This window comes from Adhaeretor mobilis (assembly GCF_007741515.1).
Classification (GTDB): Bacteria; Planctomycetota; Planctomycetia; order Pirellulales; family Lacipirellulaceae; genus Adhaeretor; species Adhaeretor mobilis.
On the sequence record NZ_CP036263.1, the window covers coordinates 2,398,146 to 2,423,158 of the forward strand.

General features: G+C 55.0%; 18 protein-coding genes and 1 other RNA gene. 5 read left to right on the forward strand and 14 right to left on the reverse strand.

What is annotated here, in order from left to right; translation table 11 throughout:
- Window positions 1–87 precede the first annotated feature (87 nt).
- From HG15A2_RS09430 to rnpB, 5 genes are all read right to left on the reverse strand, one after another.
- Window positions 88–4,617 (reverse strand): M56 family metallopeptidase, encoded by a 4,530-nt coding sequence (locus HG15A2_RS09430; RefSeq protein ID WP_145059920.1) that lies wholly within the window; start codon window positions 4,615–4,617, stop codon window positions 88–90.
- Entirely contained in the window at window positions 4,614–5,075 is a 462-nt protein-coding gene (locus tag HG15A2_RS09435; protein WP_145059921.1) for a BlaI/MecI/CopY family transcriptional regulator, read from the reverse strand. The genes HG15A2_RS09430 and HG15A2_RS09435 overlap by 4 nt, the downstream gene beginning before the upstream one ends.
- 845 nt (window positions 5,076–5,920) lie before the next feature.
- Window positions 5,921–6,934: a carbohydrate kinase family protein gene (locus tag HG15A2_RS09445; protein WP_145059924.1), complete on the reverse strand. Its 1,014-nt coding sequence runs from the start codon at window positions 6,932–6,934 to the stop codon at window positions 5,921–5,923.
- On the reverse strand, window positions 6,931–7,320 hold the full coding sequence (locus HG15A2_RS09450) for a hypothetical protein (protein WP_145059926.1): 390 nt from the start codon (window positions 7,318–7,320) through the stop codon (window positions 6,931–6,933). The genes HG15A2_RS09445 and HG15A2_RS09450 overlap by 4 nt, the downstream gene beginning before the upstream one ends.
- 186 nt (window positions 7,321–7,506) lie before the next feature.
- Window positions 7,507–7,973, reverse strand: an RNA gene (gene rnpB / locus HG15A2_RS09455) — RNase P RNA component class A.
- A 174-nt stretch (window positions 7,974–8,147) separates the two neighbouring features.
- On the opposite strand from rnpB, the gene HG15A2_RS09460 reads away from it, so the two are divergent.
- Window positions 8,148–8,648, forward strand: coding sequence for a hypothetical protein (locus HG15A2_RS09460; RefSeq protein ID WP_145059927.1), 501 nt, complete (start codon window positions 8,148–8,150; stop codon window positions 8,646–8,648).
- A gap of 180 nt (window positions 8,649–8,828) precedes the next feature.
- Entirely contained in the window at window positions 8,829–9,116 is a 288-nt protein-coding gene (locus HG15A2_RS09465; RefSeq protein WP_145059928.1) for a hypothetical protein, read from the forward strand.
- A gap of 304 nt (window positions 9,117–9,420) precedes the next feature.
- Here HG15A2_RS09465 and HG15A2_RS09470 read toward each other — a convergent pair whose 3' ends face one another.
- A complete protein-coding gene (locus HG15A2_RS09470; RefSeq protein ID WP_145059930.1) occupies window positions 9,421–10,407 on the reverse strand; it encodes a TIGR01212 family radical SAM protein in 987 nt (328 codons plus the stop codon).
- 201 nt (window positions 10,408–10,608) lie between these two features.
- Between HG15A2_RS09470 and HG15A2_RS09475 the strand changes: the two genes are divergently transcribed.
- Together HG15A2_RS09475 and rsgA are read left to right on the forward strand one after the other, a co-directional pair.
- On the forward strand, window positions 10,609–11,097 hold the full coding sequence (locus HG15A2_RS09475; protein ID WP_145059931.1) for an FHA domain-containing protein: 489 nt from the start codon (window positions 10,609–10,611) through the stop codon (window positions 11,095–11,097).
- 87 nt (window positions 11,098–11,184) lie between these two features.
- Entirely contained in the window at window positions 11,185–12,306 is a 1,122-nt protein-coding gene (rsgA, locus tag HG15A2_RS09480; RefSeq protein ID WP_145059932.1) for a ribosome small subunit-dependent GTPase A, read from the forward strand.
- A 35-nt stretch (window positions 12,307–12,341) separates the two neighbouring features.
- Here the strand turns inward: rsgA and HG15A2_RS09485 are convergent, their stop codons facing one another.
- The 3 genes from HG15A2_RS09485 to HG15A2_RS09495 all read right to left on the reverse strand — a co-directional run bounded on the left by HG15A2_RS09485 (window position 12,342) and on the right by HG15A2_RS09495 (window position 16,624).
- On the reverse strand, window positions 12,342–14,837 hold the full coding sequence (locus HG15A2_RS09485; RefSeq protein WP_145059934.1) for a mechanosensitive ion channel domain-containing protein: 2,496 nt from the start codon (window positions 14,835–14,837) through the stop codon (window positions 12,342–12,344).
- A 185-nt stretch (window positions 14,838–15,022) separates the two neighbouring features.
- The gene (locus HG15A2_RS09490) at window positions 15,023–16,087 is read right to left on the reverse strand and encodes a M42 family metallopeptidase (RefSeq protein ID WP_145059935.1); all 1,065 of its coding nucleotides are present in this window, start codon (window positions 16,085–16,087) and stop codon (window positions 15,023–15,025) included.
- Between the two features lie 117 nt (window positions 16,088–16,204).
- Window positions 16,205–16,624 carry a VOC family protein gene (locus HG15A2_RS09495; protein WP_145059936.1) on the reverse strand — a complete coding sequence of 140 codons (420 nt, stop codon included), beginning with the start codon at window positions 16,622–16,624 and terminating at the stop codon, window positions 16,205–16,207.
- A gap of 599 nt (window positions 16,625–17,223) precedes the next feature.
- Here HG15A2_RS09495 and HG15A2_RS23905 point away from each other — a divergent pair.
- Complete coding sequence (locus HG15A2_RS23905) at window positions 17,224–17,388, forward strand: hypothetical protein (protein ID WP_218932439.1); 165 nt, start codon at window positions 17,224–17,226, stop codon at window positions 17,386–17,388.
- Between the two features lie 60 nt (window positions 17,389–17,448).
- Here HG15A2_RS23905 and HG15A2_RS09500 read toward each other — a convergent pair whose 3' ends face one another.
- The 5 genes from HG15A2_RS09500 to nuoL form a co-directional block, all read right to left on the reverse strand.
- Window positions 17,449–18,222: a TatD family hydrolase gene (locus tag HG15A2_RS09500; RefSeq protein ID WP_145059937.1), complete on the reverse strand. Its 774-nt coding sequence runs from the start codon at window positions 18,220–18,222 to the stop codon at window positions 17,449–17,451.
- 61 nt (window positions 18,223–18,283) lie between these two features.
- Complete coding sequence (locus HG15A2_RS09505; RefSeq protein ID WP_145059939.1) at window positions 18,284–18,715, reverse strand: hypothetical protein; 432 nt, start codon at window positions 18,713–18,715, stop codon at window positions 18,284–18,286.
- 51 nt (window positions 18,716–18,766) lie between these two features.
- Window positions 18,767–20,494: an NADH-quinone oxidoreductase subunit N gene (locus HG15A2_RS09510; protein WP_145059940.1), complete on the reverse strand. Its 1,728-nt coding sequence runs from the start codon at window positions 20,492–20,494 to the stop codon at window positions 18,767–18,769.
- Window positions 20,491–22,395, reverse strand: coding sequence for a complex I subunit 4 family protein (locus tag HG15A2_RS09515; protein WP_145059941.1), 1,905 nt, complete (start codon window positions 22,393–22,395; stop codon window positions 20,491–20,493). The genes HG15A2_RS09510 and HG15A2_RS09515 overlap by 4 nt, the downstream gene beginning before the upstream one ends.
- Window positions 22,396–22,469: 74 nt before the next feature.
- Window positions 22,470–24,968 (reverse strand): NADH-quinone oxidoreductase subunit L, encoded by a 2,499-nt coding sequence (nuoL, locus tag HG15A2_RS09520; protein WP_145059942.1) that lies wholly within the window; start codon window positions 24,966–24,968, stop codon window positions 22,470–22,472.
- Window positions 24,969–25,013: the final 45 nt, after the last annotated feature.

Here is a 25,013-nt window from a genome sequence, read left to right on the forward strand (position 1 = left end):
GACCCATCTTGGGTCGGAACGGTGGAGCTTGGGTCGGAACGGTAGAATCCTGAGCAAACGCGGCCTGCGATTCCAGGAGAAGACACGCTACTTGAATGCCGGCTGCTCGCGCCAAAAAGGCTTGCCCGCCTTGTAGGCTTCCAACTGCTTCTCATAGTACGGATTCTTTCGTCCAAAAAGTTTGATCAATTTCTCCTGTGTTTTCACAGCCGCCTCGAAATTGCCCACTTCTACGAACGCCTTCGCCAGTCCACGCAAGGCATTCATATCGTTTTGGTCGATTGCCAAAGCCTTATTAAACGCCTCAACAGCAGCTTCTCCGTAGCTCTCGTAGCCCCGTTTGATGTGCTGCTGCATTGCTTGCATCGTTGCCTCGGAAAACACGTTGATCTTGGCATCCAAAGTTTCTCCTGGAGGCACTTCTAGCATACGATCCGTGCGATACGAATCGGAGGTGCTTCGGTACAAGTAAGTACGAGTGCTTGCTAAGCCCGCATCTATTGATCGCACAAAAACCATGACACTGAACTTTCCTGGCGGTGCGGGAACTTCAAACCGCCCGTCATTACTCAGGGATACGTTGCTTGCCGAGAAGCCTTGATAATTATCTTCCAATTGCAGAATGATGGTCACATCAACTACGTTGGGATCGAGCTTCGGTGGCTTACCCGTCTGGACATCGATCAACTGCCCGCGAACGGTTCCACCTAGGCCGATTTTGAGCGGCTCGACCTCCGTCGTCTTGCCTGCCTCGACTGCAATAGCGCCTCGCTTGTGGCCGATCCACTTGGCTTTGGCAATTTCGAGGGACTCGACTGCTGGTACGACGCTATATTCCCCAACGGGGACGTTTGCAAAGCGGTATCGCCCCTGATCGTCAGTCTTTGCGGTCGTAAGATAGGGAGAAAGGCGATTTTGAACTCGCGCTCTGCGATCTTCCCTTTTCGCCGGTGCCCCGTGCCACTCGCCTTGGATTCTGACAGGAATATTCTGCGCAGCCTCTCCATCGGCCAGTTGCACGACTTTACCAGTGACAACGCCGCCGCGCTTTAGTGTTGCGTCGTAGCTACCTGGAATGTCGCCCGCGATTTCATGCGTTAACGCATAGTCGGGATGCGTGACGATGATTTGCGAGCCGAACAGATCCACCTTCTTCTTGCGCGATTGCAAAGAACGTGGTGGTGCATCGTCAGCTAGAAAGTCTAGGTTCCCTCCAGTATCTTCATTTGCTTTCAACGCCGCCGCCATGTCGAAGCTCGGCAAGTTCTCGAAAGCGTATCGTCCTTGCTCGTCGGTCGTCGTCTTGTTGAATCCTGGTAGCTGGAAAGCCCTTGCCCAACTTCCGACAGAAACGGTTGCTCCGGGCACCGGCTTACGCTGTTCGTTGAGCACTCGCCCGCTGAGTTTCGCGGCTGGACCTATTGTCAGCTCTTGGCTCACGCCTTGTCGCGACAAATGAAATTCTCCGCTGCCCGTCACCTGGATCGCTAATCCCTTGCTCTCGACAACAATGACGTACATTCCACCCATCCTGGCGGGGAAATCCTGTTCCTGGAATCGTCGTTTCCATTCTTTCATTGCTTCGTCGGAGATGAAGTCAGAGAACGCAACAGCGCCGTCAGCATCGGTTTGCTTCGTAGAGAGTTTCTCTTGCGTCCCGTCCACTGAATCGTAGCGGTAGAGCGTTGCCTCAGCACCAACGACCGGCTCGCCTCTCTCGTCCTGGCAGGTCACGACGAAGCGGTTGGCGGTTTCTGAAGATTGCTCATAGGTTATTGTCTTCGCATTCGCATGAGGAACGAAGTCAAGGTTGCCGGGTCTGGTAGCGGCATTGTCTGGCTTTACTTTGTTGGACCTGTATTCGCTAGGCTCCTTTTCCAGTCGTGCCTTGTCAGCTCTTGCACCAGGCTGCCCATCGACATTAACTCGAAGCACAAGCGGGTTTTCACTAATGACTTTAGGTTCGTACTCGATGTCCTCGAAATCGTACTCGTCCGACCAATCACGGAAGCTGGCTTGCCAAACGGTCGGCGGAACGGTTTCAGGTACCAGTCCGCTAAACTTGCCGTCCTGGTTGGTGTGAACGCCTGCAAAGCTGTTCATCACCGCATCCCGTCCTGGAAACCCGGAAACGGACCAGCCAACGAGCGGCTTGCCAGTGCGATCAACTAGCTTTCCGGCAACCTTTACGGTGGGAACTAACTCTATCGGGGGTAATTCAAATTCTTCCACATTGCTTGGTACCTCGTGCCTATTTCCTTGAATCCCTCCAATGCGTTCCTCGTTAGGTTTCCACCACTCGACATGCTGATAGTCCCTGGGCGAACTGTGCAAAACCGTCTCGACATACCCTGGTAAAACATAAGCTTCGTAGCGCCCGTCTTTCTCGGTCTTCAAGTCAATCGATTGAGCAGTGCTTGATCGGCCACGCTTTGAGAGCCCAGACACGATGGCCAATCGAAAGCTCGGATAGCCCTCGCCAGTGTCGCCTTTACGAATTGTGCCGAAGACCCGCGTGCCACGAATGATTGGTAGGTTGATCGAATTCGTTTGATTTGCTTGAAGGTCATATTTTTCGAGAGACGCAGTAGCTTCCATTCTCCAAGGTTGCGCCAGGTCCAGTTCGGGAGTTACGCCTAGTCGCCCAGCGGCGATTGCAGGAACCTTGAAGTGCCCCTCGACATTAGGTATGACGGTAGCTAGCCCATAGGCACCTCCGAAGAACTCCCTTCCCTCGATTTCGGTTACTAATTCAAGAGTAGGCTGGTTGGGAGCTGCTTCTTCACTAGCGGTAATTCTTCCTTCTAATGTTCCTGCCTCGGGCACAGGGATTACGTGATGAGGTCCCTCCCTAGCCGTTTTCGCATTGAGGAAATAATTATTGTTGAACTTGACTGTCCCTATCTGAGGCGAGATAAGCTCAATTTCCTTGACGGACTCAGGTATCGTCGAATTGATCGTGGCGAGACCGTCGCTGTCAGTCGTTGCTGCGAACTCCTCGGACCAACTACTTGGAATCAGCCAAGCGACGCTTTCCGGTGGTTGGACTCGCTTAACTTTCACGCGAACTCCGTGCACTGGTTGCTTTTGTTCGTTGATTAATTGGAAGGTCGTTTGCTTTGCAGGGATGAGCGCTATTACCGTTTTGCTTTTTTCGAGACCAACTATCAGCCCCACACTATTTGGCCGCATAGGCGAGTAGCCCTCTGCATAGGCCCAAACGGTTCCCAACTCCCTGCGAATGGCCGGATCATAGGAGATCGAATACTCCCCCTTACCATTGGTGGTTGATCTACCCCGAAAATCGGGAGCAACATTCCAATTGTCATCCTCGTCAATGACAAGCCCGACTTTTGCTCCTTCAACAGGCTCGCCATGCTGGTCCACGATCCTGCCGTGTATCGTTGGTTCTGCTTTTTTGGTGGTAGCTTCGGCTGAGTTCGATTGAGCTGTCTCTGGTGGACTTGGCTTAGCATCGCTCGCCTCAACCGCCTTCTCAGCCACCGCTTCCTCAGCCACCACCTGCCCCGGTTCCACCGTCACCAGCGACAGCCCCACTGCCGCCAGACCAACCAGCCCCGCACACACCATGCGCCACCTGCGCGAGCACTCTCGCAGCACGGTCAGCTTTTCGTCGAGCAGCACCGCGATCCGTCGCGTGAGTTGCGATCGCGTTTCCCACAGGCCGACCGCTCCGGCGAGCCGGGGCGTCTTCGCCCCCGCTCGGGCTTTCTTCTCGCGGGCCAGCACGACTAACTGTTCTGCATACTCATGCCGATCAGTCGCCTCAGCGGCTGCCGCGTCTGCGAGGGTTTCTTGGTCGAGACGCATTTGCCGACGCAACACCCAGTACAACGGTTGCGGCCACAGAATGACCAATAGCCAACGACTAACAGCCAACAGCCACAAATCGCCACCGGTGACGTGGGCTAGTTCGTGGGCAAGAATCGCTATCTTGTGCTCGATGGGTTTTGCTTCCACTGAGCGGGGTAGCAGAATCGTCGGTTGGGCAAGTCCCAGAGCTACCGCGGTATCGATGTTGTCAGTCACACGCAGTATCGGAGCGTCTGATGCGCCGCCGATGTGCTGCAAAGTTTTCTGCAAGGTAGCTGAAGCCGCCTCGGATTCGCTACGCAACCGATGAGCGACAATCATCCCCCCGCCAAGCCACAGCACCACGAGCACCGAACCGGTGAGGTAAGCAATTCCAATCCACGTGGTCCAGTGAGTCGAATCGGCAGCAGCTTCAAGCTCTGGAAGTGACTGTGCAAGGTTTGGTTGGTGATTACCGGTCGAATTCAAGGTCGTCGGCATTTCCGACAAGCGAGAGTTGCGACCTAGAAAATCGGAATTCTCTGCGCTTAGCGGTTCAACAAGTTCCGCCAAGGGAGTTACAGCCGCTTGCGGCTTAGCCGGAGCTTCAAGCAGATTTACCACCGACCATCCTGGCAATGTACACAGCACTGCCAATAAGCCCAACGCCGCCAGCGTGGGTCGCACGATTGCCAAGCGTTGCGATGATTGCTTCAATATTCGAATTGTTACGAGTGCAGCGCACAGCATACCCAGAGCCAACAGGTGATAGTCCGCCAACCAAATCATGAAAGAATCGTTCATCGGGAACCTCCCTTGCGCTGGCTATTCGTGGTCTTGGTGGTCGCTTTCTTACTTCCTATTGCTGGCTTAGCAGTTCGCCTTGCCTCGGCGATCATTGCATCGAGTTCATCGAGCTCGTCGGCACTCAATTTGCGAGACTCCAACGCGTGGACGAGATACTCATCGACGGCACCATCGAAAACGCGCTCCAGAAAACCGCCGGCGAGTTGCCGGAAGGTGCGTTCCCGCTTGATCTTTGCACGATAGACGTGGGCTTTCCCCTCTTTGCGAAAAGCGACGAGTCCCTTTTGCTGCATCACCTGCAACAGAGAAAGCACCGTGGTGTAAGCGAGCCCGTCGGCGCCCGTGTTTCCTCCAGCATTCATCGCTTCAAAAATTTCGCGGACGGTCGCTTCTTCCCGCTCCCATAGGACTTTGAGCGCTTCGAGCTCACGCTCGGTCGGTTCAGTGGGGGGCATCGCAGTTCTCCTCAGCAGGAATTCGTTTCGACAGGCTAACTACGGGTCAACCCGTAGGTGCTCCGCTCATCCTACTGGTTGACCAGTAGATGTCAAGAAGAATGTTTGAGGCTTAGGACGATTCACAGGTGCTGTAGGGAATGTCGAGCGGAACTGCTGGAAACCCTGGCCAGCCTGGGCCGCGCCCGCCAACTCGAAGATGGCCGTTACCTAGCCGTGTAACGCACCGAGGTGTCGTAGGGTACTGCCGAGCTCCGCGAGGCATACCGAGAATTGCCAATTTGGTATGCCTCGCTCCACTCGTCAGTACCCTACGAAAGCACCCTACGGGAGGACACCAGCAGAAGTGGCCAAAAATCGTTGCTGAACCGCACTTTCGAATTCGCTAGAATGGCTCTCGTTCGACGGCGGCTTGGCGGCAGGCAGCGGCGGGCTGCGAAACGTTGAGGAACTCAATTTGAACAAGGCAGTTGGCGATCGATCGCTGCTTGTTTCCCGGGAATTGAGTACCCCATCGGAGTAGCAGTGATCGCGGAACGCAGCTTGCCCAGGCCGACGAAAGAGCGGAAGCGACGGATCGTGCCGCTACCCTCGAATGATGGACGTCCATCTTTGTTTTGATTCAGTAGCGTCGGCTGTGCGTACCAGTTCTTAAGGTGCCATCGGATTACGTACCGCCACCCAATCGTGTCGTGTAGAACCCAGGTGCGTACGTACCAGAGAATAGGGGTTCGGTGCGCCTCAGGGTACGCCTCGTGGAGCTCTACATACCCTACAAGCGGGGACGAACTCGCGGTGGGGTGACCCAAAAAGGGCAGGCCAACTAGTAGTAGGGATCGAGCCCCTCACTCCGGCAGCCCTGACTCGGGCAGCCCTGACTCGGGCAAGCCGCATAACTGGCACGCTGCGGCGTAGTCGCCGATGGCAGTGCTGGCTCCAAGTCCGGTAACGCACATGGCTCCCACGGCCGCTGCCAGCCGACCTGAACCCTCAAAAGAAAGGCCCCTTAGCAATCCAGTTAACAAACCGGCGAGAAAACTATCGCCGGCACCAGTCGTATCCACAACTTCACCCGGAGGAGCGATCGCAGCGATGTCCAGGAATTCATCGGAAGTAGGACTGAGTAGCGCGCCTTGCTCGCCGAGTTTCACGCCGAGCAGTCCCGTGGCGCCTGCGTCGCGGAATGCTTGGAGGATTTCACTCGGGTCGGTCAGTCCCGTTTGATGTCGCGCTTCACCAAGACTCGGAACGAATAGGTCGAGATGCGGAAGTACGGGCGCCAAGTCACTCAGACTTCCCCCATCACCGGCAGTGTCGAGTGCCGTTACGCAACCTGTTTCTCGTATCGCCTGCAGTACTTCGGGGAGGTCGTTCAGCAAATTAGGGAGGAGAGGAAAGTACCCCAACAGCATCGCACGGCTTCGCCCGAACAGGTCGATGTGATCGAGAAACGCGTGCTTGTTGAGCTTCTTCGGTGCGCCAACAGCGTGCAAAAAAGTTCGTTCGCCACCCTCATCGATCAGAACAACGGTTGTGCTGGTTGGTGCCGTTTCGTGAGTGAGCAAGTGCTGTGCATCGAGGCCTTCGCTCTCATACCGCTGGCGAATGATATCTGCCCAGTCATCGTTGCCGACATAAGTGAACGCGGCGGGTTTCATGCCCAAGCGTGCGAGTGCAACGCCAGAATTCGAAACAATACCGCCAGTGGCCAGTTGCATCGGATCGCTGCGCACCAAGCGTCCACCGCCAATAGGCTTGGAGAGATCCACCGGTCGAACCAATACATCCACCACGCAGGAGCCGCACACAATGCAGTCGAAATCACGCGCGCGGGTTTGCAGTAAGCGGTCATCGATCATGGTGCAATCTCGTAAGCTTCGCGTTCAAAAGGGTTGTCACGATAAGCGTCGCCGCCCCGCAAGCCAATGACCAACGAGCAAAGCAAGTAAGCCGGCACGAATAATGGGCCCCAGCGTTCGTACTGGCGAACGTGTACCAGTTCGTGTTCACGCACTGAGTCGAGATCGGCTCCGGTTTGTCCCACCACGACGTGCCCGAGGGTCATTGCACTGAACGAGGACCCGCCCGGCAAGTGAGTGAGAAACCAACGTAGAAAACGCCCATGAAACTCAATGATGCCCCGACGAGTTTGCACCCGGCCGCCACTCGCCAAAGCAATCACTCCCAGCGACAGGCCGAAAGCCGTCCAGGGAGAAGCCCAGATCCAACCGAGGGGACGCGGCATTGACTATGGGGAGGGTTGAGAGTTGCGAGGAGGAAAGCAGTCGGAGAGGGAGCACTTTAGGGGGGCTTGGGCGTCGGACCTCCGGCTTCAGACTTCAGAGCTCGTAGGTTGTCGGCAAAATACCTGAAGCCCGGAGTCTAAGTCCTGAAGCCGTCCACCAACACGTTTCGGTTTCTAACTCAAAAAAACCGCAGAGGGCCTGTAAGCCGGGTTCTGTACTCACACGCGAGGTGCAAGCGACGATCATTCCTCTACGACGACGATTGCTCGCACGCCTCTAGCAGCCCACCCGAGAGTCGTAACGAGCCGGACCGACTCTGCTCTCTGTTTGGCCTTGCGCCGGACGGGGTTTACCTAGCCAAGCGAGTCACCCCGCCTGCTGGTGCGCTCTTACCGCACCATTTCACCCTTACCTGTGAGGCTGTTGGCCGCTGGCTCTTGGCATCTGGCTCCTGTGTGAAGGGAACATTCCCCCCAACAACAAGCTAAAAGCCAAGAGCCAGCGGCCAACAGCCCCCATCGGCGGTATCTTTTCTGTGGCACTATCCCTGGTCTCACGATCGGTGGACGTTATCCACCGTCCTGTCCTATGGCGCCCGGACTTTCCTCCCGCCTGCAGTTGCCTGCAAACCGGCGATCGCCCAGCCCTCTGCGGTAAGAATATCGTACTCGCTAGAGCAGCACCGGGCGAGGCGTAGCTAGCCGGCGAGCTACGCCTCGCTCGGTGCCCAGGGAAAGATCAAATCCAAATCATTGACAGATACTGAACGTACGTATACCATTGGTGAAGTCGAGGAAAAGTATCTCTCAATAGGAGTATTACGGCCATGCCTTGTTACTTGTTCACCTATCACGCACATGGAAGCTGGCTCTCCGATACCTACCAGGCGTCAAGAGATGGCGTCTATCAGCGAGCGCTATTTGCTGATCAAGGTCGCGCTGAGCGGGGTCGAATCGCTCGAAGTCAGTCGCGGAGACCCATTCGGAGCACCGGGCTATTAGCTGCAGAGCAAAAGCTTGCGATCGAGGGACTCACGCGTGCGGCTCAGTTTCAGAATTGCGAAATTCATTATGTGGCGACTGATCGCACGCACGTTCATGTGTTGGTGAGCTGGCAAGGCGCATGCCATTGGAAGGATCAGCGAGCGAATATGAGAAAAGCTATCGTGGCAAACCTTCAGAAGATGCGCGGCCGAGAGACTTGGCTCTCTGAAGGCTCGTCGCGCAAGCGGATCAAAGACAAGCACCATTTCCAGCAACTCATGACGGAAACCCTGCCTAAACATCGTGGGCTGAAGTGGAGTACGCAGCGCGAGGTGCATGCATGATCGGTGCTTGAACAGTAGGACGATACTTTCCGCGCGAGGCGTAGCTCGCGGGCTACTGGTGTTAAAGACTTCGTTTGGCGTTTGATCTTAGCTAGCCCGCGAGCTACGCCTCGCGCGGCGCGCCTCGCTAAAAAGTTGCGTTTGGCAGTGATCGCCACAATCATTAGTGGAGTCTAAATCATGCCTTGCTACTTGTTCACCTATCACGCTCATGGAAGCTGGTTACCCGATCACCCTCGTGGTTTCGTCAAGCGTGGCAAGGGATATCTGCCAAGTGATCCGCAACTTGCAGAAAAGTATCGAGGAAATATGAAGGAATCAACGGTGGTTCTTAAGTCGCCAGAGCAGCGGCTCGTGATCAGCGCTGTACTGGAAGCAGTCAAGCACATCAATTGCCAACTGCACTACGTAGCCACAGATCAAACACACATTCACGCACTTGTCAGTTGGTCTGACAACACCGCTTAGCAGAAGCGACGCAACAGTCTTAAAAAACAATCACGATTAACTTGAAAGAACAGCAGGAGAGAAAGACCTGGCTCTCCGAAGGGGCGTCAAGGAAGCAGGTTAGTGAGCAAGAGCATTTCGATTACCTGATGACGATGTATTTGCCAAGACATCGTGGATTGAAGTGGAATGCGGATAGAGGGATTCACTCTTGAGAGGATTGTTGCGTTTTTCCGCGCGAGGCGTAGCTCGCGGGCTACTGACTCTTAGAGAATCGCAAGGTTTGAACCAACTAGCCCGCGAGCTACGCCTCGCGCGGATTATCTCAGTTCACATCGCCACTTGCAGAGTACGACCGCCCCTGCCACGTATTCCGGCGCTCAAACTCCGCCTCAATTGCGCACTTGACTGCTGGTTTATCGAGGCACCACTCGGGGCCAACGAAGTAGTCCGGCGGTGCGTCGCCGCTAGTCCGTTCGACAACCATCGTCGGAGGTAGCAACTCAAGAAAGTCGACGACTGTCTTCACGTAATCATCCTGTTCCATAAGCGTTACTTCGCCAGCGGCGACTTGTTCGGCGAGGCGAGTGTTTTTTACGCAGTAGAGGTTGTGGATTTTCACGGCGTCGAGGTTCACTCGGGCAAGCTCTTTGGCCGTGGCGAGCATGTCCTCGTGAGATTCACCGGGTAAGCCAAGCATGACATGGGCACACATCTCGAAGCCGCGCCCGCGACTTCGCTCCACAGCATCAAGAAACGAGGCATGATTCTCACCTCGGTTCATCCACTCCAGAGAGCGATCGTGCATGGTTTGCATGCCGTACTCGATAGAAAGATTTGTCCGTCCGGCGAACTCCTCTAGCAAGTCGAGCACGTCATCAGGGACACAGTCACTGCGGGTGCCAATCGCCATGCCGACGACTTGAGGGTGGGTTAAGGCATCTTCGTAAAGCCCGCGCAGGCGTTCAACTGGAGCGTAAGTATTTGTGGCGGGCTGGAAGTAGGCGATAAAAGACTTGCAGTTCTTGTATCGGTTTTTCATGCGATCAATGCTTTGCTCGATTTGTCCGTAGATACCCGCTCTTGGCAACCGGCGGCTGGGGCTGAAGCTGCGATTGTCGCAAAAGGTGCAACCTCCTTTGGCGACCGTGCCATCAACATTTGGGCAGGTAAATCCGGCGTCGAGGCTAACCTTTTGAACCCGCTCGCCGAACTGCCCCCGAAGGTAGTGATTGAGGGAATAATAACGCAGCCCGGCAGCCCGCCACGTCGGTTGGTCATGATTCGTCGTAAGCTGCTTTGTTGACGACACTTGTGCGAATGCTTAGAGTAGAGGTTGGCCAGACTGGAATTTATCTGCGGGTGCTCACAGTAGCGGTTGTGGGAGCATTTGTAATCATAGTTTCAGATCATACTTTTTGGGCGATAAATTTCCTAGCGAGTCGCTTCAAGCTTGTTATTGCTTGGATCTATTTTTCAGGGGCAAGGCTCAACCGCATGAGCGATCAGTATTATGAATAACATTTACGGTGAACTAGTTCCTAAGGGGGGCGGAGACCCTGTGCCCCTTCAAAAGAAACAACTTCTTATTGGCCGGCGAGAAAGCTGCGATATCGTGCTGCGCTTTGCCAACGTTTCGGCACATCATTGTCGCCTGATGATCAATGGGGGCTACTGGTACGTTCGAGATCAGAACAGCCGTAATGGTGTGAAGGTGAACGGCATTCGGGTCCAAGAAAAACGCGTTGATCCGGGCGATACGCTTTCCGTGGCGAAACACCACTACGAAATGAGCTACTCGCCTTCGGATCTTGGCGCTGTTGGCCCACCACCAGCTGATGACTTGCCGAACGAGATCCTGCAAGAGTCGCTCCTGTCTCGGGCCGGGTTGCAGTCGGATAAAACGGGCTCAGGCGACAAACGCAGCCAGCCGAGTTCCTCCCGTTACAATGTACTTGACGACGGTGCCGGACAGATCAAGACACCCGACGATCCGGTCTAGCATGTACAATCTTGATCGACCTGACCGCTGGAGTTCTCCTTGCCTGGGGGCAGCGTCGTTTAGAGCAGCGACTGTGAGTTCACTCTGATGGCGGGCAAGAAGAAAAAGGTCCGTGCTAACTTCCGCAAGAATCGAAATGTTCGCGTTCGCAAGAACGATTGGACGAGCGAGAAGGGCAAGACCGACGCGGAAGATGCCGCTAGTTCTCAAAGTGTCACCGGTAAGGGCGAGTTCACGCGCAAGCGGACCGTTGCCGGTGCGGAACTCGTTGAAGATGCCTCTGGCGAGGAAGTGCTGTTGCTGGATGTGGATCAAGAGGCGTGCAGCTTAGGCCGTGTGCTCCGAGTCCAAGGGTTGGTGAGTGTCGTCCAATTGGCCGACGGAACGCTGAGAAATTGTGCGACGCGACGCCTTCTGAAGACGCTCAGCACCGACCAACGGCATGTCGTCGCAGCCGGTGATCGAGTCTGGGTGCGGCCAGAGGGCGAGGATGAAGGCTTTATCGAGCGCGTCGAACCTCGCCGCGGTGTCATTAGTCGCACGAGCCGCGGTCGCCGGCATGTCATTGTGACTAATGTCGATCAGGTGCTCATCGTCGCGAGCGCTGCTGAACCTCGCGTGAAGCCGAACCTCATCGACCGCTATTTGATTGCCGCGGAGAAGTATGGCATCGAGCCGGTCATCTGCATCAATAAGATCGACCTGATAGATCCGGCTGAGTTGCAACCCTTAGTGGGAGTTTACGCGCAACTTGGGTATCGCGTGCTATTGATTTCAGCGACCACCGGCCAGGGAATGGAACGATTACGAGCAATACTCGCAGGCAGACAGTCGGCCGTCGCCGGACAATCGGGCGTGGGAAAGTCCAGTTTGCTCAACTCTCTTGAGCCGTCGCTAGGGCTGCGAGTGCAAACCGTAAGTACCGATAATGACAAAGGCCGGCACACCACGACAACGGCAGAAATGATTCCGCTGGCCAGCGGTGGTTACGTAGTCGATACGCCAGGCATTCGCCAATTTCAGCTTTGGGACGTTATCGAAGAAGAACTCGACGGCTTCTTCCGTGAGCTACGCCCTTACGTGAGCCAATGCCGCTACCCTGATTGCACTCACGACCACGAAGAACCGTGCGCCGTAAAAGACGCTGTGGCTGATGGCTACATCAACCTTCGCCGCTACGAAAGCTATCTGCAGATGCTCCAGAGCTAAGGTTGCAACCTGGCCTGAGGATCACGAGTCGTCCTCTAGCCTGTCTCCTTTGAATCCTTTGCCTCTTTGGCTTCCTTCGCATCCTTTTTCTCTTTAGCAATCTTCGCCTGGCTCGCTTTCACTTGGGCCGGTGTGATGCCCGTGGGTATAGTCGCCTTACTATCGGGTGAACCAATTGAGGGCTTCTCAGGCTCTGGTTCGGGATCCACAACTTCTGGCATCATGCGAACTTCTAGAGGTCGCCGCGTATCAAGGTGCATATCGCGTTGCGGGAAGGCGATCGTGATTCCCGCTTCGCGGAAGAACTGATCGATCATGAAACGCACGTCGCTTTCGATACGCATTCGCTCGGAGAGTGTGCGGACAACGATAAAGAAATGCAGTTCAAAGAGTAAAGCGCTATCACCAAAACCTGTGAACCAAACGAAGGGCTCAGGTTTCTTACGAATGATGCCGTGCTTCTCGGCTGCTTGCTTGAGCCATCGAGCAACTTCACGCGTAGGCGAACCGTAAGCCACGCCGATCTCGACTTTGCAGCGAATCGTCGAATCTGAGAGCGTCCAGTTTTGAACATTGTTCTCTAGGAACGAACTATTGGGTACGATCATTTCTTGATTCATCTGGGTGCGAATCCGTGTACTCCGCATCCCGATGCTTTCCACAACACCTGTCAGCCCAAGCAATTCCACCAAGTCGCCCACGCGCACCGGTTGCTCGACGAGCAAGATGACACCGCTAATGAAGTTGTTGAGAATATTTTGGCTACCAAAACCGAGGCCAATCGCTGCTGCACCAGCCAGGAAAGTAAATACGGTGAGTGGAATCTGCACAAAATTTAATGCCATCAATGCAGATGTGAGTACAAAGGCATAAAAGGCAAGCGATTGCAGAGCTGCTGCTGCCCCCTCGTGGACGCCAAATCTGGGTAGCAAGCTTCCACAGAGCCAATTGCTCAGACGTTTAGAGACCCAAATGCCAATGACCAGTAGGAAAATGCCCTTGATGAGTGTGCTTATTCGAATCGCCTTGGCGCCTTCCCCGGGGGACTCAAGCAGGATGTAGTTCCATACGCTAAGCAGGCCATCCCAAGCGCTGGACAGCCACTCGTCGAGATGGAAGTTTAGTCGTTGATCATCGATTTCATCAGTAAACTGCGTTGCCAGTCGCTGGATGGAGTCCACGCTCGCGTTGTGGTCGCTGATTGCGTCGATGTGCGAACGCAGGGTTTTTTGACTGGCTTGAAGCCAAGGTAGTGTTCCTGCGGTCTGGGCCTCTTCCGACTGAGTTGCACGTTGAACCTCGACGAGCTGCTTGCGAAGTGCTTGAAGTCGTGGTTCAAGTGATTGCTTCTCCGCGTCTAGATCTTGTTGCAGGGCCTCCGAGGTTTCTTCCCAATCCTTAAGGTCTTTGCGTGTATAGGCGTGAGTGGCGATATTGTATCGACCTGTCCACATCTCTTTCGACATTCGAGCCCAAGTGAGCTGCTTGCTGAGCAGAGCCACTCGGTTGATGATGGATTGGGATTCGCGATGGTGAGCTTCGACCTCTGCTTCGAGAGCCTTGTCTTTCCCGCCTGTACGTTTGAACTCTCGATCTGCATCTGCAGCTTGATCGGCCAACCGCTGGGCTAGTTGCTCAAGGTTTTGCATTTCAAGCGTGTTGCGTTCAATCTGCTTGTCAAACTCATCAAGGCGAGTTTGCAAATCTTCCTCTGAAAAAACGGTATTCGGCTCTACTATCGACAACTTCTCTTCTAGCTGTGCAAGCTTCACCCGAGCAATGGAGTTAGAAAGCTTGTCATTCCTGAGCTCTTTCAGCCGAAGTTCAATACGTGCTTGGGCAATTTGAACTTCTAGTTCGGCGAGCTTCAACGCCAAGTTCAGGTCGGACTTTGCCGTAACCTCCTTGTTACTATCGATGGCTTCTTTGGCATTGATACGAGCGGTCTCTTTTTCCTTTGCGACTTCCTTAGCGCGTGATAGATTCTCTCTTGCTGCTTCGGTGAGGTTCTCAGAAGCCTCAACTTGTTCGGTTTGCGTTTGCACCGACTCCGACAGGCTCTCAAGGACTAGAAACGAGTAGGGGGGCGTTTCCTCCAGGCCCTCGGTCTTCACCTTCTCAAGCTCTGCAGAGACGCTGGCTTCTTCTGCTTTGAGCTGCTCGGTCCGTTCAGTAACAGCACTTTGTTGCGCGATTAAGTCGTTGAGTTGCTTGAGGAGTTCTAGCTCTCGACTCGATTTGCTGCTCTTGGGTTTCTCGTTGTCAGGTAATTTTGCATCCGCGGCTTGCTCCGTCTGCTTGTCATCGAGCTCTTTTTGAGCGACACGGATCCGCTCGTCTACCTGAGTCCGCTTCTCATCCCAAGAAGCCTCGCCCGCTGGCAATGCCGTTGTCGGAGGTTCGGCTTGATTTCCTAATTGCCAAGGAGCGCGCAGAGTTGGGCCACTAGACGTTTCCTGTGCGCATGAATCACTCCCCAGCAGGAGAGCCGTTGCAAAAAAACAGAAAAGAGAGAAGCGTGAGCAGCTCATAATTCGTTGGGGCGATCAGATAGAATCGCGTTCCAAGAGTCAGGGTGGGCGCGCGCGAATCGTGATTTTCGCGCATCGCCACTAAAGGCACGCGGAAAATAGGAAGACGACGCAAGAGCGTCAAGGCTCGTGCGCCGTCTCAGAAAGTGCTTGCAGCGGAGTTCGATTTACCGCCGATGCCAGGCCTAGCCAGGTATGAAAGCGCTGGCGTCAGCTGGCAGATTTGCTGCGAAGCGTGCTAGCAATTCCGCGGATTGATCGAGATCTTCTAGCGAAATCATCTCAACCGCGCTGTGCATGTAGCGATTTGGAATGCTCACCAGCCCGGCAGCTACGCCCGCGCGGCTGCGTTGAATTGCATTTGCGTCGGTCCCCGTGCCGCGACCGATGGCTCCCCACTGGCACTGGATTTCACCTTCTTCGGCAACGGTTCGCAGGCGGTCAACCACTTTGTGATTCATATTCGGGCCTCGATAGATAACCGGTCCGCCCCCCAGGCGAACATCGCCTTCCTGCGTCTTGTCAATCGAAGGGCAGTCCGTTGCGTGAGTCACATCGACGGCGATTCCCACCTGAGGGTCGATTCCAAAGGCACTGGTCGTCGCACCACGTAGTCCGATTTCCTCTTGTACGGTGGCAACGGCATAGAGCGAGACTTCTAGGCCCATCTTCTTCGCCCGCCGCAATGCTTCGAAACAAACCCACAAGCCGGTCTTGTCGTCCATGCCTGGGGAGTTGGCTAAACCGTTGCGCATTTCCTGGTAGCCAAGTTCCAGCGTCACTGGGTCACCAATGTTGACCAATTCGGCTGCCTCATCACGATCCTTGGCGCCGATATCCAGCCAAAGTTCCTTGGTCTTCACAACTTGCTTGCGCTCTTCGGGTTCAAGCAGATGAATGGCTTTGCGTGCAATGACCGCAGGAATCGGCCCGCTAGGCGCATGGATGGTCATGCGCTGACCAATCAACTGCTGCGGGTCCCAACCGCCTATCGTGTTCGTATAGATGAAGCCCTCCTCACTGATGTAGGTCACGAGTAGGCCGATTTGATCGGCATGGCCGGCATACATGACCCGCATCGGAGCACCAGGATTACAGCAGGCGATCACATTGCCATGTAAGTCGGTGGTGACTTCGTCGGCAAACTCTCCCGCGTACTCGCGGACCAATGCCTGGACGGGCTCTTCGTAGCCTGAAGGACTAGGCGTCTCAAGGATCGATTGGAAAAACTGTTTGGCTGCGGTTTCCATGAATGTCTCTTCTGGGAATGTTTAAATAAACGAGTGTTCGGCCGGTCCGACATTTTCGCCGAAGCGAGGTAGTTTGACCACCCACAATTAACGCGAGCGCCGTCGCAACGATGGTTGCTAAGAGTCGGGAAACATCGTGAGTGGTTCGGGCCACTCTCCCAACTCCAGTACATTTCCATCAAGATCGCGGAAGAACACCTGTCGGTAGCTGTAGTCTGGCAACACTCGCTCGACAAATGCGACGGCATGCTCAGTTAGTTGCTCAATGGCTTGATCGTAGTCAGCCGTTTGCATCGCAATGTGAGATGTACGCGTGTTAATTGGCTGGTTCAGTGCGGGAGAATGGTCGGAGTCGTGGATCAGGTGAATCATCAGCCCCGTCTCGCGATTGAGCAACCAGCTGCCCCGGAATGAGAAATTAGCGCGAGAAGTTTGCTCGAAGCCCAGCACATCGCAATAGAACTCCGATGCTCGCTCGGGATCAATAGTAGGTAGAGCTAGGTGGTTAAGTGGACCAACCGAAAGAGGGGCGGGCATGGCGGAGTGAATGGGGCGAGGTAGGAGTTTTGGATGGAAACGCGAATTACCAGCGTGCTAGCAGGGGAGCTGCGGCTTGCGTAGATTCTACCGATTTCGCAAAAGCGGTACGAGCCATTTGGTCGATAACTCTGATGATATTCGAGCGTTTGAACAAATACGATTCGTCGAGCGACGACCTTTCCGGGGGGAAATGATGAGAAACTCTGCTGCGCGCTATGCGCTTCTTCTGCAATTGAGCCTTGCCCTGTGCTGTCTGTCCAATGTGGGCTGTTGCCTGATGGGTTCCAGCGGCTCGTCATGCTGCGACGACTGCACGGCGACTTGTGGAGTACCTGAAGCGAGTTGCGGCTGCGAAGACTTCCCCACTTGTGGTTGTCCAGAGTCCGCGGGCTGCGGTTGCGCCGACGTAGATTGTGACGCCACTTGCGGTTGCCCGGGGCCGTCCTGCGGCTGTCCCGACGCCTCATGTGGCTGCCCGAGCGATTGTGGTGGAGGAATTGGCTGCGGCAGTTCTTGCTCCAAGAAGTGTTGCCCACTATTAAATTGTCCTCTGCTGAAGGGCCTCTTTGGCTGCGGCGGATGTGCCGGGTGCAGCAATGAACTCTACTGGAGCGAATGGCACAACGACCCTCCTTGCGACTGCGAGCCATGCGATTGCTACGGCAACTACACCGGGCAAGGCGGAGGGTACTATCGGGCACCTTATCAGCGACGGAACGGCGTTGCCGCGAACGCTACTCAGCGAGCTGCGAGTGATCTAGAGCATCGCCCTCAGGAGGTTGCCGGTATCCCTTCGCCACCTGTCTTCTAACGCCCGTCTCCTAACAAAGGCCGAACAAACCACAGGCGTTTGATGTGGTCGCAGCTGCCAGTTCTTTCAATGGTATGCCGCGTGCTTTGGCGATACACTCAGCCGTGTGTTTCACCCGAGCTGGCTCGTTGGGGCGCTTACCCCGCAGTGGCTCCGGAGAAAGGTAAGGGCAGTCGGTTTCAACGAGCAGTCGATCTAGCGGAACCGATGCAGCACAATCTCGCAAGTCTTGCGACTTCTTGAACGTGACCATGCCGGCAAAGCTAATGTGCATGCCCATGGCAACGCATTCGGCAGCCATGTCTGCGCTACCGGTGAAGGAGTGCATGATCCCTTTGAGTGGTCCCCGCTGGTAAGCTTCACGAAGCATGACGAGGATGTCTTCGTCGCAGTCTCGCATATGAACGACGAACGGCAGTTGGTGCTGTTCGGCCAGTCGCATGTGGCGATCAAAGTAGTCCTGCTGCATGTCGAAAGGCGAATCGTCCCAGTGGCGGTCGAGCCCCGTTTCCCCAATGGCGACTACGCCGGGTACCTTGGCGAGTTTCTCGATTTCCTGCCAATCGTCTGCTTTTGCCTCAGCGACGTAGTTCGGCTGGATGCCCACGACGGCAAGCACTTCGTCGTATTGGTTAGCTAGATGTACGCACTGCTGACTGGTTTCGACAGAGACTCCGACGGCAGCCATGCGCGTGACCCCTGCTTCGCGTGCTCGAGCGACAACCTCATCTCGATTGTCGTCAAAATCCTTTTGATTCAGATGCGTGTGCGTATCAAAAAGCATTGAGCGACGCGGATAGTAGGAGGATACAGTGCCCAAGAGACAGCGGACACACAGCAGAAAACTAGCTGGCGGCCGACGTTGGCAGCAATTCGCGCAATAGATCCAGATGGCCCTTCGCCATGCCGAGCGATTCTTCAGCAACTGCTTTGGCGGCAGGAGAGGTACTCAGTTGCTGTACCAATGAGTCGATGATCTCAACGTCCTGCTCTTGGTAGTTAACGGCGGCGTTCAGGAGAAAGTCGATGTTGAGATCGTGCAGGTCGGTGAATTCCATAGGGAAGTCGCCCGTGCGAGTCCAGCCGTTTGATTCCTGCAGCATGTGACTAATTCGATCGGCAATGGCGTCCTGATCTGCCACGATCGTCAAGATGGTTTCCATAATCTCTTCGCGACCGCGTGGTACGTAAGGGCGAGACCATTGCAAGTACTGCGGAAACGATCGGCACTGGATGGCCAACAGTCGGTTCAGGGAAGTGATAGATTCGGGAGTCATTCTTTGAGAGTTGCGTTTTCCAAGCGAGCCGTAGTTACGGAAATTGATTTTCTAGAACAGATTGTCAGCAGCTTGTTTTGCCCAGGCGGCAATACCGTTGGGCAGCAAGCCGAAGATTAGGACTGGTAGGGTGATCACCAACACATAGGCCCATGGAAAGAAGCCGATAGCAACCGGGCGACTGGTGTCGGGCTCAGAGTCTATGCAGATGGTCTTCGCTACACGTAGGTAGTACACCAGGGAAATGGCGGTATTCAAAGCGGCAGTGACTAACACGGCGATAAGCAAGGGACCACCCGCGGCAAGCAATGCTTGCAGGACACGTAGCTTCGGCCAAAAACCGGCCAGCGGTGGTAATCCAACAAGGCTGAATAGAATGACTGTCATGCAGACGGCTAGCCAAGGAGCCTTGTTGATGAGTCCTGCGTAATCGCTGATCTCTTCGCTTTGCATGGAGTTGCGCAGGAATGCAATGATCGCGAAAGCTCCGAGATTCATGAACAAGTAGATAGCCACGTAAAACAGCATCGCAGATACGGCATCGCTTGCTTCGGCGGTACTGTGACCAGCCAATGAGACGGCTGCTGCCACGGGCATCATCATGAAGCCGGCGTGAGCAATGGTGCTATACGCGAGCATTCTCTTTATGTTTGTTTGGCCGTACGCTGCTAGGTTTCCGAACGTGCAAGTCACGATAGCAATTAGCGCGACGACTGTGACAAAGAACTTACGAATGGGAGTGAGCGGTGAACTAATCTCGCCCGGTGCTTCCTCGCCAAGCTCATCGGCGACTCCATCGGCAACCAAACGAATCGTTGGGGGAGTGGCTTGCTCTGCAGCTGAAGCGATTGCCGTCACTTCAGTGCGGTTTTCCACGGCAGCGAGTTCGGCCTCGGGTGAATAGCCTAGTCCCAAACCAACGCGAAGTAGTAGTGCCAACGCAGCAGCCTTGGATGCTACAGAGAGGAAGCCATCGACCTCAGCCGAGGCGCCTTCAAACACATCGGGGCACCAGAAATGAAACGGTATCGCGGACAGCTTGAATGCGAGGCCCACGCCCATCATGAGTCCGCCGAGGACTAGCACGATGAGCGGCTCAACTCCCTCGCCAGCAGCGAGACTGGCGGGAATGTCCATCTCTACCAAACGTTGCGCCATCGTAGGAATATGTGCCGAGCCGAGCACTCCGGAAAGCAGGCTGATGCCATAGAGCATAACGCCGGCGGTACCTGCACCGTAGATGCAATACTTAAGAGCCGCTTCGCTACTACGCTGGCGACCCTTCACTATGCCGGCCAGGACGTAGGAGGGCACGCTGGCCATCTCTATCCCAAGGAACAGCGTAAGCATGTGATTCGAAGAAGCCATCAAGCACATGCCAACGATCGAACCGAACACAAGGCTGTAATAATCTTGCCCGTCTTCACGATCAGCAATGCCAGTGAGCCGCGAGAGCACCACGAATAGTACCGCGAAGCTCATCAGGAAGACCTTCATGTACGCCGTGACGGAATCGTAGACGAGCATCCCGGTGAATAGCTCTTGTCGTTCTAGGTTGGCCCAAGTGGAGAGCCCTTCCAGCGGTAGCGACGACCACAGAGCAACGACGGACCCGACCAATGCCAGCAAAAACGGAGGCACCTTGTCCAGCAGCGGCAAGACACGAAAGAGCAGCATCACGACAATCGTGACGCACAGTACCAATTCCGGCTTGAACAGCGGAAGGCTGGTGTTAACGGTGTCGCTTACTAGCGAGTTGATAATGGATTGCAGATTCACTGCGCGGGCTCTGTCGATGAAAACTTGAGTGTAGTATTGGGCAGAACATCAGAACCAAAGATGCCGTCAGGCAGTCGGGGCTGCGCTCTGGCGATTGCCACTTCTTCGGTGCCTTCGAGTTCCTGACGGGCCTTTTCTTGCTCTTCAAACCCTTCGGTCAATTCAGCCAGTCTTTCGACTTGGCGATCGACACTCGGTTGCATGTAGTCAAGCAGGACGCGTGGATAAACGCCGAGCACGATCGCAAGTGCCAACAGCGGGGAAGCAATGGCTAACTCTCGCATGGTGATCGGTACGAGTGCTTCGGGGTGCGGGCCTTTGTACTCAGCACCCAAGTAAACTCGTTGGATCGCCCACAGGATGTAGCCGGCCGTGAGGATCACTACTGAGGCGGAAATGATTGCGAGCACGTAGCTGTATTTCCAAACCGAGAGGACGACCAACACTTCGCCGATGAACCCGCACAGTCCAGGCAAGCCCAAACCAGCGAAAAAGATGCCGACAGCAAGGCCGCTGTAGACGGGCATTTTTGCGAACAGTCCGCCGAACTCTTCCAAGTTGCGGTGATGCACGCGGTCGTATACGACGCCGACCATAAAGAACATACCGGCGGAGCTAATGCCGTGAGCGATCATTTGGAACATGGCTCCGTTAACGCCCATTTCCCAATACTCGGGATTGTAGCCGTTCGAGCCGAAGGCACTCCACACGGCAAAGCCAAGCACCACGTAGCCCATGTGGCTAACGGAACTGTAGGCCACCATGCGTTTGAAGTCTTTCTGTGCGAGTGCGGCAAATGCACCCCATACCATGCTCACCACACCTAGCAGGCAGACGAAGTAAGCCAGATCGTATCCCGCGTGAGGGCAGATCGGGTAGCAGATTCGGAGGATGCCATAGCCACCCAGCTTGAGCAGAATGCCGGCAAGGATCATGGAGATCGGTGTGGGAGCTTCGACGTGAGCGTCTGGCAACCAAGTGTGGAATGGTACGCCAGGTACTTTGATCACAAAGCCGACGAACAACATGAGGAACGCCCACCAGCCGACCGTCTGCCCGAAGAGTGCTGTCCCTTGGAATTGCGAAGTATTCTGGCCGATCTGCTGCAAAGCCAGGATGTTGAATGTGTGTAATTGTCTGCGTGTCGATTCATCCGCATTGGACTCGTTGGCAGAATTGACCGCGGCGTATTCCTTTGCTAGGTCGGAGTCTCCTGCAAGCCACTCGTCCATTGCAGACTGGGCATCGCCCTCTTCAGCAAAGCTGATAATTCCGGTATTGGCGAGTTGGGTGGCGTTCAACTCGGTAAGATCGCTGTTGAAGTACAGCATCAAGATTGCGATCAGCATGAGCACACTACCGAAGAGTGTGTATAGGAAGAACTTGATGGCGGCATACTCGCGTCGCGGTCCGCCCCAGACGCCGATGAGGAAGTACATCGGTAGCAGCATAACTTCCCAGAACACGTAGAACAGGAAGAAGTCGAGCGACACAAAGCAGCCGAGGATGCCCGTTTCCAGCAGCAAGAACAGGATGCAATAGGCCTTCACATGCTTGTTGATCGGCCAGCTAGCACCCATGGCGAGTACGCAAAGGAATGTCGTGAGCACGACCAACGGGAAGCTGATGCCGTCGATGCCCATCATGTATTGAATGCCGAAGGAGGGAATCCAGTCCAAGGCAAACAGGTTTTGCATCTCTGCAACGCCCATCTCGAAGTCGATCCCTGCGCCTTGGCGAAAGAGACCAAGCGAGAGAATGAACGTGAACATCGTAACGCCCAGCGTGGCAAACTTGAGGACTTCCTCTTTACCTCGCGGGAAAAAGGCCAGCACCAACGCGGCAACCGCCGGCAGGAAGACCAGGAAGCTCAGATAAACTTTAGGTTCGCTAAGTGACATGATGACGCGTTTAGCTGTTTAGTGACTGGATTTTTGGTGACTGGCAATTGGAGGGCCTGTTTGGGCCTGACTAGTTAACTACCAGCGATGACGATTGTAAAGAATGCGGACACGAACAGTACCAACGCTCCTACGACGATGAATAAAATATATTGACGCAGACTACCGGTTTGCAGTTTCTTGAGCATCAGGCCGAAGTCCCAAGTGCCCCGAGCAAAGGCATTCACCGACCCATCGACGACGGTGCGATCGAACACAGCATCAACCACACGAGCGCCACCCTTGGCAGTCGCTGCTGTGCCGTGCAGGAAGGTATCGATAACTCCACGATCAAAGCTGGAAGCCAGTTTGGCAATCATCATGGTCGGCACCACAAAGATCGCCCAATACAGCTCGTCGAACCACCATTTGTTCCACAGGAAGCTGTGAATCGGCCTAAAGCTTTGCTTGATTTCTGATGGGTTGAGTAAGTTCCATAGGTAGATGATCGTGGCGAGTAGCAAACCAGCCGCAGCGGTACCAAATGCTGCCAAGCCTGCGGGAATGTAATAATTATGGGCGTCGTGCTCGCTGGGGATGGTCAGGTTTTCGAGGAGCACACCTTGGCTAGCAGCCAGCGTGCCTACGGGGCGAGCTTGCTGCAGCATGTTCGACACGCCTACGTCGGTAGATGGGATATTCCAGCCGACGGCCACTGCGAATACGGCCAAGATGATCAGCGGGGTTGTCATCGTACTAGGGGATTCGTGGGCATGATCGTAACGCTGCTTGTTACGCGGCTCGCCTGCGAACGTCATGTACCAGAGGCGGAACATGTAAAACGCCGTGATCATTGCACCCAGGACAGGAGCAATGAGCAAGACAATGTGGACGGGGTTTTTGTCTGCAAAGCTCCACGCATGCTCGATGATACTGTCCTTGGAGTAGTAACCGCTAAGCCCCATCCCCACCAAGGGCACTCCAGCCCCAATAATTGCCAGGCAACCAATCAGCATTGTGTAGGCGGTGATCGGCATTTTCTTGCGCAATCCGCCCATTTCGGTCATGTCGTTCGTGTGCACGGCATGGATCACTGAGCCGGAACCCATGAACAACAGCCCCTTAAAGAAGGCATGCGTAATCAGATGGAACATTCCGGCCATCCAGCCGCCCAGACCCAACGAGAGCATCATGTAGCCGAGTTGGCTCACGGTCGAATAAGCGAGGACACGTTTGATATCTGTTGCGGTAATCGCAATCGTGGCTGCGATGAACAGCGTGATGGCTCCAACGTAAGCAATTACTAGCAGCGCTTCTGGCGTGAATACGGGATAGAACCGCCCGGTGAGATAAACACCCGCGGCAACCATCGTGGCAGAGTGAACCAGCGCGGAAACAGGCGTGGGGCCTTCCATCGCGTCTGGCAGCCAAACGTGTAGTGGGAATTGGGCACTCTTGCCAATGCAGCCGCAGAATACTCCGACCCCGGCTATCAGTAGCAACCAAGAGCCGGCCTTGGAATCACTTTCACTCGAACCATCAGCTTCCACCCAAGCGAGTCGCTCACCGTCTTTGACAATCTGTTCGGTGGGCACGAGGTGGTGGTCGTTCTCGGCAGTGCGAAGTTGCGTGAACAGGCCCGGGTCGGCGATTTCGCCAGACTCGGTCACGAGCGTCTTGCCCGACTCATCCTGCATATCGCCAAAGGCAAACGTGCCGACACTGGCCCAGAGGGCCATCATGCCGATGAGCATGCCGAAGTCGCCCACGCGGTTAACGATGAACGCTTTGTTGGCAGCGGTACTCGCACTGTGGCGTTCGATGTAAAAGCCAATCAGGAAGTAGGAGCAAATGCCCACGAGCTCCCAGAACACAAACACCATCGCAAGATTGCCAGCGATCACGATGCCAAGCATGCTGAAACAGAAGAGCGATAGATACTGGAAGAACCGCCAGTAACGTCCAGGCCGTTTCAGATGGGCACCGTTGGAGAGCGTAACTTCGTGGTCGGTGAAGTCGTGTAGCTCGTCATGCATGTAGCCCATGGCGTATACGTGAACGCATGTCGCAATAAGCGTGACCATGCAGAACATGACGACGGTTAGCGTATCGATGTAATAGCTCAGCACGAGCTTGAGCGAGCCGAACGAGGCAAGCGTGTAGTACTCGCCGGTGTAATATGGGGGCGGATCGTTGTTGGAGTGAGCTGAGTGGTCTTCCTCGTGGCTATCTTCAGCGACTAGTGCGTAGCTGGCCAGTTGGTAGGGCGAGCTACCGACCGAGGCTGCTTCCTTCTCGTGCTCGTGCGGATCGGCTTCGTGGTCATTTTGGTGAGCATCACCCTCTTCATGATGTTCAGTGCCGTGGGAAGCACCGTGGCTGACAGCTTCGACCGGGTGACTTGGTAGCCACACACCAAACAGGGCGATCATGCTGAGCAGGCAACTCGTGCCTATCGACAACGTCGCGACGTGACCAGCCAACTTGCCGTGCGGGCCCATGTGTTTGCCGAAGAACACGATCACCACGAACGACGCCAGTGGAATCAACCAGGCGGCGGTGAGCAACGACGGCAGTAGTGAAGCTGGGTCCATAGTTCTTTGATGGGAGCAAGTGCCCCAGATTACTTAACCTTGAGG